This window comes from Corynebacterium suranareeae (assembly GCF_002355155.1).
GTDB lineage: Bacteria > Actinomycetota > Actinomycetes > Mycobacteriales > Mycobacteriaceae > Corynebacterium > Corynebacterium suranareeae.
This window is the reverse complement of the sequence record NZ_AP017369.1, coordinates 24,867-38,094: the sequence shown is the minus strand read 5'-3', so window position 1 is coordinate 38,094 and position 13,228 is coordinate 24,867. Positions and strand designations below refer to the sequence as shown.

The following is a 13,228-nucleotide window of genomic DNA, read 5'->3' as shown; positions in this document are numbered from 1 at the left end:
GCCCCACAACTGATACGTTAAGCTCAAACAAGATAAGTACCAGTTGCTGGGGTTTCCAAGACAATAAACATGAAGGTGTGAATAATGCCAAAGGCAAGAATTACTAAAAACGAGACCGCTCCGGTTTCAAGCAACCCAAGCGCAAACCGCACCCCGGTTAAAATCAACTCCGCCGGAACCCCCATGTGGTACAAGGTGATCATGTTTGCCTTCATGATCATCGGACTTGTCTGGCTGATCGCAAACTACCTTGCTGGTCCTCAAATCCCATTCATGGCTGATCTTGATGCATGGAACTACGGTATTGGCTTTGGTTTGATGATCATCGGTCTGCTCATGACCATGGGTTGGCGTTAAAAACTTCAAAACTGCCGCGCTACAACCGTTATTCGTTGTGGTGCGGCAGTTTTTTGTGTCAGTAGGTCGTGCACACTCAGTGTCAAGACCTTTTGCACACCCCAGGCCCGTACAAACTCCACCCGACTTGGGTCAATCTCACTAGAGGAAGAACTTATTGATTCTCTGTTTTTGGCATGGGTGACAAACTCTCCATCCGTTGCACCCCAGCGAAAAATACACACTTTTCGATCTTAACTTCGGTCGATCAATAGGAGCTTCTGGAAAGTTCGGCCTGTGAGGAATACAAATAGCAAGATTTGATCAGTAGAGCAGATCAACCTTTTTAGGAATCAGCACTAATTGTGGTCCACCAACTCGGTAAACCCGACCAACGCAACTTGACCAGGAACCCGAGAACAGTTGCCATGAAAATACGCGTTAGCGTTTGTCGCTTGTTTAAAGCCTCGAGTTTTCTAGATGAGTTTATGTATGCGCTTGACCTTGAAAACCTCTTAAACGGGCTTCTGAGGAGGTATGACTTTTCAGGGTAAGGACTTAAATTTGAGAGCGACCAAACCAGGAGACCCAGAATCTTCAAAAACTTAAATTCTGGGTCTCTGTGTTTGGTATTGAGAGCGATACACCAAACTAGGAGACCCACAAACGTCGAAAATGTGATTTCTGGGTCTCTGTGTTTGGTCTTATGCCGCCAAGTACACGACCAAGCAAACGAACACCTAAATCCACGCGGGACAAGCAGCTATTTCCGCACTAATTTGACCCAAGTCGGGTGAAAAACACATGATGATAGCCAACGAAATGCTCTAACCATTTCCACCACGTGATACCGCGCCACGCAAAAAGGTTCGCCATGTTCATGAAAAGTTTTCAGAGCCTCGCCCAGCAAGCAAAGCAGTCCTGGTCAGATGATGCCGTCATGGTCTACGATGCTGCTACCGCATCATATTCCGCTGATATTAATGCGAGGGTACGCCTCGGACTAGAACCCACTGAGACACGCACACAACAGAACGATTGACTCAACAGTTGCGGTATGACTGACACTGATCAGGGAGCAAACCCAACCACCAGAGGAAAAGCCTACTTAAACCTGACTTAGGCCATTTTAGTCTGACGGTTTAGGAAGCCATTGAATAATTGATGCGACATCATCAGAATTACACCACGGCAATGTCATGCGTCGGTTTTGATATTCAAGAATCAACTAGGCTCCCTGCCCAAATAGAGGCAGGGAGCAAAGCAGAATTGATAACCAGATTCTTCTTAAATCTCCAATGAGAGATCGTCAAAGTTTTCCAACTGTTGCCCTTCAGAGAGCATCTTCATGTAGTTTTCTTTGCGCGCTGCATCGATTTGGGTGTTGGTGGTGTTGTATTTCCAATACCCAAATACAGCTACTGCATCCTTTTCCAATCCCACCTGGTTGCGGAAGTGGCGGCGGATGGATTTCATTTCATCTCTTTCACCGGCTGCCCACACCACATATGTTTCGGGGTTTTCCAGGTTGTATGCTTGGCGGGCTAGTGGCTGGTCCTGCGCATTCTCCCCCGGCGCGAGTAACTCCAGTTGCAGTCCGTCGATGATGGGTAGTTCATGGAAGGCTGCGGGATCGTCGGTGACTACCCAGCCTTTGCCGCGAAGACCTGTGGGCCATTGATCCATGATGGCGGCGAGTGCGGGGATGGCGGTGTCGTCAAGAAACAGTGCTACTTGTTCACCTTTGGGGATAATAAAGTGTGGACGGGGGCCAGTGAGCACCACGGTGTCGTTGATTTTTATGGTGTCTGACCAGCGCATCATGGGGCTATCGTGGTGGTGTTGAACCACATCTACCACGATGCTTTCTGTTGATGGATCGAAGGTTCGGACGGTGTAAATGCGGGTGGCGTTGTCGAATTCTTCAGTGAGGTAGAGCCGGATCGCTACGTTGGGTTGGCCCCACACTGGGTTGTTTGCTGAACCTGGGATCAGGGCTGTAAAGCGCAGTAGTGAAGGTGATGGGCGGTCTAGGGCGGTGATGGTTGCTGTGATTTCTGAAATATCGCGGTCGTGGGCGCTTTCACTCAAACCATTGTCGGTGTTTCTCATTGGTTTCTCCTGTCTTTGGGCACGATCAGTGGTCGGCCGTTGTTGGGGTCTTTTAGTACTAAAGCGTCGAGGTCAAAAACTTCTTTGAGCAGGGCTTCAGTAAGTATGTCGTCGGGTTTTCCTTGGTCGATGATGGTGCCGTCCCGCATGGCGATGATGTGGGTGGCGTATCTTGCTGCCATATTCAGATCGTGGAGGACAATCGCTAGGGTTTGTCCACGTTGGTGGAGCTCAGAGCACAAATCTAGGACTGCTATTTGGTGGGCGATGTCTAAAAAGGTGGTGGGTTCGTCGAGAAGCAAAATGCTTGTTTCTTGTGCCAGCGCCATGGCGATCCATGCGCGCTGGCGCTGGCCGCCTGACAGCTCTGAGACTAAATGATCAGCGTGGGCGTGCATGGCTACTTCAGCCAGACAGCGTTCGACGATTTTCTCATCGTCTTTTGACCACTGGGATAGCAGATGTTGGTGCGGGTAGCGCCCGCGGCTAACCAGTTCTGTCACACTCACGCCGTCTGGCGCGTGCGGCGATTGCGGGAGCAGCCCAATGTGTTTGGCCACTTGTTTGGTGCCCATGCTAGAAATATCTCGCCCGTGTAGCGTGACCTGCCCTGATTGTGGTTTCAGCAGCCTGCCCAGGGCTTTTAGGACCGTCGATTTTCCGCAGCCATTGGGCCCAATAATAATGCTTAAGCCTCCTTCCGGAATGTCCAGACTGAGCCCTTCGACGATATGTCGCCCGCCATAACCCAGCGTGAGATCATGCGCTTGCAGCATTTATGCCTCCTTTCTGCTTAAAAGCCACATCAAATACACCCCGCCCAGCAAACTGGTCACCAGGCCCACGGGTGTGCGCAGCCCGATATCGACGTGTTGCGCCAGATAATCCGCCACCACCAGCAACGCAGCACCAATGCTTATCGACGCCGCCACCAGCACTCCATCCTCCCGGGCCAAAGCCTTGGCAATCTGCGGTGCTGCCAGCGCAATAAAAGCGATGGGACCTGCAGCCGCGGTGGCGATACCGACCAACAACACCGCCAATAAAATGGCGATCAGCCTGGTTTTTTCCACAGCAATACCCAATGCACCGGCTGCTTCATCACCCATCTCCATCAGACGCAACCGTCGGGCAATAATGCTCAGCAGAGGTATGACCACCGCACACGAGCCCAGCACCAACAAGGCATGATTCCATCCGCGTCCACTTAACGATCCCGCCGACCACAACTGCACGGTGGTGGCATCAGTAATATCTGCGCGCACCATGAGGAAATCTCGAACCGCACCTAAAAATGCGCCGGTTCCAATACCGACCAGCACCAATCGCATTCCGCCAGTACTGCTGTTGTGCCTGGCCATGACATAAACAAACAGTGCAGTTACCAAGCCACCGATAATCGCTGCTACTCCGGTGAACACCACTCCACCGCCAAAAAAGATGATGTTGATCGCAGCGGCCGTGGCAGCTCCTGTGGTAAATCCAATGATGTCCGGTGAACCCAGTGCATTTCGGGACACAGATTGAAAAACTGCACCAGATAATCCCAGCGCAGCACCTACACCTACAGCAGTAAGTACCCGCGGTAACCGTCGTGATTGCACCGAGCGAATATCTGAAGGATCTCCTATTCCCACAGCAGCAGACCATGCTTTGAGCGCGGTAATCGAACCCGCACTCAGGCTGAAATGGATCAAAATTACCACCACGCAAAAGCCCATCAGTGCCACTATCACGGTGCGGGGTCGGAAGCTGACTGAAAATTGAGAAAACCGAATGGTGTGGTTTTTCACAGAGCCGTCACCTTTTTCGATCTCACCAAAGCGATAAATACCGGTGCACCAAGAACTGCAGCTGCGATGCCAGTTTGTAATTCACCTGGTGCTGCTGCTGTTTTTCCTATGGAATCCGCCATGATTAACAGTGCTGGCGATAAAAACAGCACGCCTGGAATCAGCTTTCGATTATCAGGACCCACGATCAATCGAACAATGTGTGGAGCTGCCAGACCAATAAACGCAATGGGACCTGCAGCAGCAGTAGCAGCACCTGCCAACAACACCACAGCCAGGAACGAACCCACTCGAATCAAAGGAATATTTGCCCCTAATCCACGTGCGGAATCCTCACCTAAGGCAATGGCATTTAGTGACCTAATAAGCAGCAACGACACCACCACACCCACCACGATGAATGGGACCACCGCAGTGATGACATCTAAATCTCTGCCCTGCAAAGAACCAACCGTCCAATACCTAAATTGATTAAACGCAGATTCGTTACTCACCAACACCATTGAGGTCAACGCTCCAATTGCCATGGCTAATGCAGCTCCAGCCAAAGCTAGACGTGCAGGTGAAGCACCATTTTTAGACACCCCACCCAACATGTACACCACTACTGCTGCCAACGCGGCACCGATAAAAGCCCACCACAGATAGCTAGAAACATCAGTCATGCCAAAATATGCGATCGCGATCACCACTGCGGCTGAGGCACCAGCGTTGATTCCCAAAATTCCAGGATCAGCCAAAGGGTTTCTGGTCAGCGACTGCATGATGGCACCGGCTAATCCCAAAGCGATACCCACGATGACGCCTAATAAAATCCGAGGGACTCGTGAATGTCTGATGATGAGATGGTCATTGTTGGTGGGATCAAACTGCACAAACGCCTTGAACACCTCACCAGGACTCACTGACGCTGACCCAAACCACAGGCCAACAAAAATGGAAACAATCATCAGTGCGAGTGATCCAAAGATCACCATGTATAGACGGTTCACTTAAAAAGACTGACCACGTGCTCTACTGTGGAACGAGCACTGTAATAATCCAGGCGGAAAGACTGATCACCTAGGTCAAATACCCGTTGGTTTTTCACAGCAGGCAAGTTGGCTAGCAGCGCATTTCCGGTGAATTCTTCGATTGGTGTGGGTCCTCCGGTGGGCATAAGGAACAGTGTTTGTGACTGTTCCAATGCTGCCGGGAGGTTTTCTGGAGATACCTGCGATACGCCGTTATTTGATTGGGAGGCAAACTCCGGTGCCACACCCACATAATCAAAACCAATGCTGTCTAGAAGCAATCCTTGCTGGCTGTCAGCATCGAGGACCCAACCACCATCTGCACCCATATAGGACAGCACTGTTACTGGTTGCTCTGGCAATGAGATCAATGATGCCTGTTCAGATACAAACTCATCGTATTCAGCAAGGATCTGCTGCGCATCATCTTCATGTCCAGTGATTTCCGCAACCGTTTCAGTCAGTTCTTGCCAGGATGGTTCTGCGTAGTTGAGCAAAACGGTTGGGGCGATATCGCTGAGCTGATCATATTCAGCTGCCACGCTATCTCCACCTGAAATAGCTCCAATGATCAAATCAGGCTCAAAGGAATCGATGGCATCAAGGTCAATTTCCAAATTGGAATACACAACCTCTACCCCACGCTCATCGGCAACATCTGCCCATTGGGTGAAAAAGCCCTTGTCATCAGCAAGTGATGTCACTAGTGCTGAGGCTGTACCCACCACTGGCGCATCCACAGCCAGCAAGGTGCCGGTGATCGATGGTGAGGTAGAAACAATGCGTAGTGGTTGTTCGGGAATAGTTGTTTCACCAGCTTCATGGGTGATGGTTCTGGGCCATTGCCCATCTGTTGTGGTTGTTGACTCCGCTTCTTCAGAAACGGATTGGGAACATCCAGTGGCAAGCAGGGCAATCATGCCGATGGCGAGCAGTTTTAAAGTTCGAGACATTCTTCCTCTTTTTTATATGGAAAATACTTGAAAATAAACATAGCCTCACCTAATTTGATGGTGTGTTCCTAAACTGCCACGTTGTTACCATCACCCCCAATGCGGTCTTGATCTGGGTATATAGCGGGCGCGTACGCATCAGCATTGAATCCACATTTGAACTTCACGCCGCACAAGGCATTCTGATTCCCGCAGGCAGTGAAATAACTGTGGAATACTCCCCCGATGCGTTAGTGATTCCGATTCAATTACCCACGGGCTGCAGACCTAACCTTGGGGTGTTGCGCATTCCAGAACATGCCCACAACCGGCTGATGTACGCCTTTGCGCAAGGTCTTGGATATTTGAAAGAAAGCCCTGAATCAGATGCTTTCCTTCATGAGCTAGTGGCCACTGTTCCTAAGCAACACAGCATCACTCCCCCAAAGCCTCAATCAGCTGAAGCATTAAAAGCAAGCCGGATTATCATCGATGATCCCATAACTACCCTGCCTATTGCCGAGATTGCACGACGGGTTGGGTTAAGCGAACGCACACTTCAACGGCGTTTTTTGGAAGAAACAGGACTAAATGTCGGCACCTGGAGAACCCGCACGCGACTTAGTTTGGCGGTGGCGTACCTTTCCGATGGACACACTGCAGAATGGGCAGCGCACCATGTGGGATTTTCCGGAGCAAGCAGTTTGGCCAAAGCATTTCGAACCCACATGGGCATTTCTCCCAGCCAGATTCATAAGCTACAAACTGCGCACAACACTGTCCCACCTGTACTGGGGCTCAGGACAGGTGAGATTCCAGAAAATGAAACCTGGACACGGATTAATGGTTCACACATTATGGTGTGGGCTTTTCAAGGAAGTTCGGTTGTTCACGTAGCCGATAGGAAATTCACCGTTAATCAAGGTGAGGGCATCATTCTTCCTGCTGGCGTTCGCCTTGACCTACACACTCCAGCAGGTGGGTTGATTCTGCCACTGGGGTACCAAGTTCCACGTGCACAAACACTTGGTGCACAACACGTAGATGTCATTCAGTTCCAATGCTCCACCAATAAGCTTTTGGAATGCACTATTTCCACCTACACTCCGTTCCACCCGCATCATAAAAACCCAGATCAGTGCTTCTCGCTTCCTTTTAGCAAGATTTCCACAGATCAACCCCCTCTCAGTAACGATGACGACACCCTAATCGCTTTGGCCACTGATCTAGCTGCATCACGTCAAACAAATGTTTCCGATATTCGAGGTGGAATTGCTGAAGGGTTTGCCCACATCACTGGCATTGCTGTGCAGCGGTGGGGATTAGTCCGAAGGATGACGCTTGCCCGCATCCAATTGAGTCGAGGGTTAACTCCGGGGGTAGTCGCACGGAATCTCGGCTACGCCCATTTATCCGCTTTCAACCGTGCTTTCACCGCCACGCATGGTTGCACTCCGGCGCAGTATCAAGTTGATTGCGTACGCATCCCCACCCCATAAGTTATCCACAGATACACATAGTTATTCACATCAAACTGTGGACAAGTGTGAGTTAATTACTCATCCACAGTTATCCACAGGCTGTGGAACAAATTGTGAATGGAACAGTTTTTCGTTCACAGATTCAGGTATACCTACCATTTCACAGCCTGTGGATAACTCTGTGAACAGTTTCCACCGGGTTGTGATTTGTTCGAATAGCACCAGTACTGACAGCGGTGTTTCCACGCTATCTAGCTGTTCGAATAAGGAATTCGATCAGCATCTCGGTAAATTACAAAAATGTAACTATCCACAGTGTGGATAACTTATGTGGATAACTTCTCCCCTTGTGAGTTATCCACAGTTGTCCACAGCTTTACTCACAAACATGTGGGATGTGAGTAGATTCTGTGTGAACAAGAAGAAAACTTGGAATTACACATTCTGTGGACAAACCACCGCTAGGCGTCTTTTCCCGCTAAATGACATTTTTGTAATTTACTCTAGTTTCTGTTTGTCGATAGATACACGAATGCCCTCACCGAGGGGAGTAAGTTAACCCCGGTGAGGGCATAAAGTGAACTTTATTTATATCCGCGCAATGCCTAAAAAGACAGCGACAATACTTAAAACTAGACCGATGGTGACAATGAGCCATTGCGTTTTGTAGGTTTTGGCTTTGATCATTGGCCACGTAATCAGTGCACCGGTGATCAAACCACCCAAGTGTCCCCACAAAGACACACCAGAAGCACTCAAGGTATAAGCAATGTTAATGGCGATAAGTATCAGTGGTGCGCGGATATCTGCACCGCGCAGGATAAATAATCCCACCAAAATGGACATCATCGCGTAGATGGCTCCAGAAGCTCCTGCAGTAGGTGAAAATGGATCCATCCAGATCACTGCGGCGGAAGCACCGATGCCACCGACAAAGTACATCGCAATAAAAAGTGCTGAACCAAAATCACGTTCAATTTCTCGGCCAAATAACCACAACAGCAGGAGGTTTAACAGCATGTGGCCCGGGCCAATATGCAAAAACATGCCGCCGATAGCGCGCAGCGGACCAAAACCATGATCCATTGCCGGTGCATACAAAATCCATGCATCACCGATGCTGCTTGCCCCAAGGTTGTTTGTTAAAGACCGCGATTGTATTGCTGTTAGCGCATAAACCACGATGATCACCGCAGATATCACCGTGCTTGCTGGTGCTTGGCGATAAAGCCGCTCTACATTCATAACGTCCAACAATCTTTATTAGGTAATAAAAAAATCAGGCCACACCGCGGATGGCGGCATAACCTGAAGATTAGTGTGCAGAGGTGCTTTAGACGATCTCTACGGACTCGATGACAACGGCATCGGTTGGGCGGTCAGAGCGGTCAGTAGCGGTGGTTGCAATTGCATCCACAACCTTCTGGGACTCTGCATCGGTGACCTCACCGAAGATGGTGTGAGCGTTGTTCAGGTGAGGGGTTGGGGTCACAGTGATGAAGAACTGGGAGCCGTTGGTTCCTGGGCCTGCGTTTGCCATTGCCAGCAGGTATGCGCGATCAAAGCGCAGCTCTGGGTGGAATTCATCAGCAAACATGTAGCCTGGGCCGCCACGGCCGGTTCCGGTTGGGTCTCCACCCTGGATCATGAAGCCGTCGATCACGCGGTGGAAAACAGCGCCGTCGTAGAACGGACCTTCGCTGCCACCTTGAGCGTTTGCGGACTTGTACTCTTTGGTGCCCTGAGCCAAGCCAACGAAGTTAGCTACGGTCTCTGGAGCGTGGTTGCCGAAGAGATCAATTGAGATATCTCCGCGATTTGTGTGCAGAATCGCAGTTGCGGTCTTAGAAGTCATAACGCCCATCATAACTACATCGAGCGAAATGCCAACCACATGTCCCATGCTTTTACTAATGTGGGGTCTTAACGTAGAACCACCAATTAAAGGAGAGTTGAATATGAGCACGATCGGCAACCTCAAGTTAGTTGTGGACGGCGCACGTAAGGCTTATGGAACGTACGCGGATTACCGTGACCGCAAAGTTTCAGAGACCTATGATGCGTTGTCTCATGCTGCAGGTGAGTATGCACCGAAAGCTGAGCAAGCTGTGGAGTCTGCTCGGGAGTCTGCAAAAGAGTTTTATGCAGAATCTCGTGATAAGGCCGGAAATGTCACCAAGGCTGCGCGTGCTCGTTTAGAAAAGGCACTTGCGGAGGCGGAGAAGCAGGGTTCTTCTGCGCTGAAAGACGCTCGTAAATCGGGTAAGAAATTAAACCGGAAGGCGCGTCGAAAAGCAGACAAGGCTGCTAAAGCAGCGCGCAAGGCGGCTGGAAAGAAGGAGTCGCACTGGGTGCGCAACCTGTCTTTGGCGGCGCTGGCAACCTCGGGCGTTGTCGCGGTGGCCTACGCGCTGTTAAACAAGAGTAAGAAGGAAGCACCAGGCACTCAGCCTCCACGGGTTGAGGTGCAGTTGAAAAAGGCTGTTGAACAGGAGGAACCTAAGATGGAACCAGAAAAGCAACCAGAAGAAGCAGCAGAGCCAAATTTGGTGTTCACCACCGAGTCTTCAGAAAATGCCGAAGCCAGCACCCCGATTGATGCTGACTTAGAAGCTGAAATCGACGCCGAGCTAAACGGCGAAGCAGCAGAGACCGCCGATGCTACGGATGATGTAACCGATGAGGTTGAGGCTGAGGCGGAAGCTATTCAAGCTGAATTTGATAAGAAGAACGCGCCTCAGCGCGATCAAAGCGATAAAAAGAAGTAAGTTAACGCTTCAATTCGTGGCTTAGAGCGTCGAGCTCGCCACCGCCAGACATGGCGAGGGTGAGTTCTTCCAGCTCTACCTCGGACCTGGTTTTATCCATCACTTGCTTGCCTAAATTAAGCAGCACAAAGTGATCGCCCACCAGGTAGGCGTGGTGGGGGTTGTGGGTGATAAAAATGACCCCGATCCCGCGGTCTCGTGCTGCAGCAATAAAGCGCAGCACCATGCCGGATTGCTTCACGCCCAAAGCTGCGGTGGGTTCATCCAAAATCAATACCCGCGCACCGAAGTAAATGGCGCGAGCGATGGCCACTACTTGGCGTTGACCACCGGAAAGGGAGGCCACGGGCACATCGACGTCTCGTAGTTCAATGCCCATTTCACGGAGTTGTTCATCGGTAATGCGGCGCATTTCGTCTTGTTTCATAATGCCAAAACGGCCAGTTATTTCCTGACCGAGGAAGAAATTACGCCACACGCTCATCTGGCCTACCACGGCAAGGTCTTGGTAGACGGTGGCGATCCCAGCATCAAGGGCTTCGCGTGGGGATCCGAAATTTACCTCTTCACCTGCAACAATGACCTCGCCGGAGGTGGCTTGATGCAAACCGGACAAAATTTTGATCAGTGTGGATTTACCGGCGCCGTTATCACCTAACACGCAGGTAACTTCTCCTGCCCGAACAGATAAATTGATGCCGTTTAATGCTTGGAACGCACCGTACTTTTTTGTTATTTCATGAAGCTGAATGAGATCTGTCATGATCGCTCCTTGTTGAAAAGCTCGAAGCGGTGATTAAGCAACACGGCAAGCAGCAACGTTCCGCCCAGGAAGAACATGAACCAATCTGGGTTCCAACCTGCATAAACAATGCCTTGGTTGGTCATGCCAAAGATGAGTGCACCAATCATTGTGCCAACCACAGTTCCGCGGCCACCGGTCATGGCCACGCCACCGATCACCGCTGCGATGATGTACAAAAATTCATTGCCCACACCTTGGCCAGCTTGGATCGAATCAAAAAGAAACAGGTTGTGCATGCCCACAAACCAGGCTGCAAATCCAACAAACATAAACAGGCCGATTTTTACGCCTCGCACTGGAACACCAACCGCGCGGGCGGCCTCTTGATCACCGCCGACGGCAAAAATCCAGTTACCGATGCGCGTTTTGAACAGCACAAACGTGCCCGCGATGACAAAAAGAAGCCACCAAAAAACAGTGATGCGAATATTTACGCCAAAAATTGGAATCGAGCTGGCAAATACCGCACGTGCAGAAGGAAAACCTTCCATATCAGCGATCGTTGGCGTAGCCACCGTGCCGGAAATCAGCTTGGTGACAGCCAGATTGATACCTTGAAGCATGAGGAAGGTAGCCAGGGTGATCAAAAAGGATGCAATCTTGGTTTTCACCACCAAAAAACCATTGAAAAAGCCGATGGCCAGGGAAATCACCAAAGCGATCAGTGCACCCACCCACGTGTTGAGCCACAGATTGTAGCTAAACATTGATGCCGCGAGTGCCGCTGTAGTCACCGCAACGCCGGTGGACAGATCGAATTCATCGGCGATCATCAAAAGTCCGACAGCGACCGCCATGATGCCGATCGTGGAGCTCGCATACAGCACCGTCGCCATCGAATCCCATGACCTAAAAGCAGGCGCTACCACCATAAACAGCGTAAAAACAAGCACCGCGCCCAGCAGGCTTGTCAGTTCGGGGCGCTTGATGGCGCGCGCAAAAATGCTTGTCGACGCACTCCCCCTCTTTTCACTCACCACGGTCATCGCAGACCCTCCCCGACAGCTTGTTCAATGACATCAACATTGGTGTTATCCACGATGGCTGGACCTGTATAAACTGGGCGCGCTCCACCAACAGTGGTGCCGTTCCGGTGCGCCAACCACAAGGAATCCACGGCCATATATCCCTGCAAATAAGGTTGTTGATCAATGGCAAACTGAATCTTGCCATCACGAATAGCGGTCATGAGCTGTGCGTTTGTATCAAAGGTAGCGATCTTCACTTCTGAGTTCGCAGCATCTGCGGCATCTGAAATAGCCATGGAGACCCCCGCTTGGAGGCCAACAACCCAATCAATGCTTCGATCCTGCGCCAGCTTTGCTTGCAGGGTGGAGTTCACAGAGGTGAGATCCATGCCGTTGACATAAAGGGTTTCTACTGGCTTGCCCAAGCCTTCAGACACACCACCACATCTGGCTTCTTGGGAAGAATTTCCCTGCTCATGGATAACGCACAAGACTTTTTGGGCGTTTTCTTCCGCAAGGCGTTGACCAGCATGAGTTCCCGCGACTGATTCATCTTGGCCGAAAAATCCGGTCATTCCATAATCTTGGTATTCATTCATTCCGGCATTGAGACCAACAACGGGAATGCCTGCATCTGCTGCTTTTTGTGCAATAGGACCCAGTGACTGCGCATTAGGCATGGTCATGGCAATGCCGTCTACTTTTGAATCAATGGCATTTTGCACAAGGTTTGCCTGATCTGGAATTTCTGGATGAGAAGAATAACGCAACTCAATGTTGTCTTTTTGAGCTGCATCTTCTGCACCTTTTCGGACTAAATCCCAAAAAGTGTCGCCCGGCGCACCGTGGCTGACCATCGCGACAACTAAACGAGGTGTATCAACGGTTCCGCCGCCGGATGCCCCATCTGTTGCGCGTGGAGCTCCCCCGGTAGCTGAACAACCCGTGATTAAAAGCGCAGCACCAATGAGCGCTGCGGCGATTCTTGGTAGCTTCATTTACTCAAGTCAACGCAGGTCA

At 50.6% G+C, this 13,228-nt stretch carries 14 protein-coding genes; 4 read left to right on the top strand and 10 right to left on the bottom strand.

Going from position 1 to position 13,228, the window contains the following annotated elements; genetic code table 11:
• Positions 1–84 precede the first annotated feature (84 nt).
• Complete coding sequence (crgA, locus tag N24_RS00215) at positions 85–357, top strand: cell division protein CrgA (RefSeq protein WP_096453289.1); 273 nt, start codon at positions 85–87, stop codon at positions 355–357.
• 859 nt (positions 358–1,216) lie between these two features.
• Positions 1,217–1,378 (top strand): hypothetical protein, encoded by a 162-nt coding sequence (locus tag N24_RS16310; RefSeq protein ID WP_167381969.1) that lies wholly within the window; start codon positions 1,217–1,219, stop codon positions 1,376–1,378.
• Positions 1,379–1,623: 245 nt separating this feature from the next.
• Here the strand turns inward: N24_RS16310 and N24_RS00205 are convergent, their stop codons facing one another.
• The 5 genes from N24_RS00205 to fepB are packed head-to-tail and all read right to left on the bottom strand — an operon-like array spanning position 1,624 to position 6,207.
• Entirely contained in the window at positions 1,624–2,448 is an 825-nt protein-coding gene (locus tag N24_RS00205; RefSeq protein ID WP_096453285.1) for a siderophore-interacting protein, read from the bottom strand.
• On the bottom strand, positions 2,445–3,224 hold the full coding sequence (locus tag N24_RS00200) for an ABC transporter ATP-binding protein (RefSeq protein ID WP_096453283.1): 780 nt from the start codon (positions 3,222–3,224) through the stop codon (positions 2,445–2,447). The genes N24_RS00205 and N24_RS00200 overlap by 4 nt, the downstream gene beginning before the upstream one ends.
• Complete coding sequence (locus N24_RS00195) at positions 3,225–4,241, bottom strand: FecCD family ABC transporter permease (protein ID WP_231910764.1); 1,017 nt, start codon at positions 4,239–4,241, stop codon at positions 3,225–3,227. It abuts the gene before it with no gap.
• A complete protein-coding gene (locus N24_RS00190) occupies positions 4,238–5,233 on the bottom strand; it encodes a FecCD family ABC transporter permease (protein WP_231910762.1) in 996 nt (331 codons plus the stop codon). Before N24_RS00190 ends, N24_RS00195 begins: the two co-directional genes overlap by 4 nt.
• Complete coding sequence (fepB, locus tag N24_RS00185; protein ID WP_096453279.1) at positions 5,230–6,207, bottom strand: Fe2+-enterobactin ABC transporter substrate-binding protein; 978 nt, start codon at positions 6,205–6,207, stop codon at positions 5,230–5,232. The genes N24_RS00190 and fepB overlap by 4 nt, the downstream gene beginning before the upstream one ends.
• Positions 6,208–6,269: 62 nt before the next feature.
• Here fepB and N24_RS00175 point away from each other — a divergent pair, with 62 nt between their 5' ends.
• Entirely contained in the window at positions 6,270–7,685 is a 1,416-nt protein-coding gene (locus tag N24_RS00175; RefSeq protein ID WP_231910760.1) for a helix-turn-helix domain-containing protein, read from the top strand.
• A 570-nt stretch (positions 7,686–8,255) separates the two neighbouring features.
• Here the strand turns inward: N24_RS00175 and N24_RS00170 are convergent.
• Positions 8,256–8,912: a rhomboid family intramembrane serine protease gene (locus tag N24_RS00170; protein WP_096453275.1), complete on the bottom strand. Its 657-nt coding sequence runs from the start codon at positions 8,910–8,912 to the stop codon at positions 8,256–8,258.
• 88 nt (positions 8,913–9,000) lie between these two features.
• Entirely contained in the window at positions 9,001–9,522 is a 522-nt protein-coding gene (locus tag N24_RS00165; protein ID WP_167381974.1) for a peptidylprolyl isomerase, read from the bottom strand.
• A gap of 103 nt (positions 9,523–9,625) precedes the next feature.
• Here N24_RS00165 and N24_RS00160 point away from each other — a divergent pair, with 103 nt between their 5' ends.
• Positions 9,626–10,435: a hypothetical protein gene (locus N24_RS00160; protein WP_096453271.1), complete on the top strand. Its 810-nt coding sequence runs from the start codon at positions 9,626–9,628 to the stop codon at positions 10,433–10,435.
• 1 nt (position 10,436) lies between these two features.
• Here N24_RS00160 and N24_RS00155 read toward each other — a convergent pair whose 3' ends face one another.
• The 3 genes from N24_RS00155 to N24_RS00145 are packed head-to-tail and all read right to left on the bottom strand — an operon-like array spanning position 10,437 to position 13,206.
• The gene (locus N24_RS00155) at positions 10,437–11,198 is read right to left on the bottom strand and encodes an ATP-binding cassette domain-containing protein (protein WP_096453269.1); all 762 of its coding nucleotides are present in this window, start codon (positions 11,196–11,198) and stop codon (positions 10,437–10,439) included.
• Complete coding sequence (locus N24_RS00150; protein WP_096453267.1) at positions 11,195–12,226, bottom strand: ABC transporter permease; 1,032 nt, start codon at positions 12,224–12,226, stop codon at positions 11,195–11,197. The genes N24_RS00155 and N24_RS00150 overlap by 4 nt, the downstream gene beginning before the upstream one ends.
• Positions 12,223–13,206 (bottom strand): substrate-binding domain-containing protein, encoded by a 984-nt coding sequence (locus N24_RS00145; RefSeq protein WP_096453265.1) that lies wholly within the window; start codon positions 13,204–13,206, stop codon positions 12,223–12,225. Before N24_RS00145 ends, N24_RS00150 begins: the two co-directional genes overlap by 4 nt.
• Between the last annotated feature and the right edge of the window lie 22 nt (positions 13,207–13,228).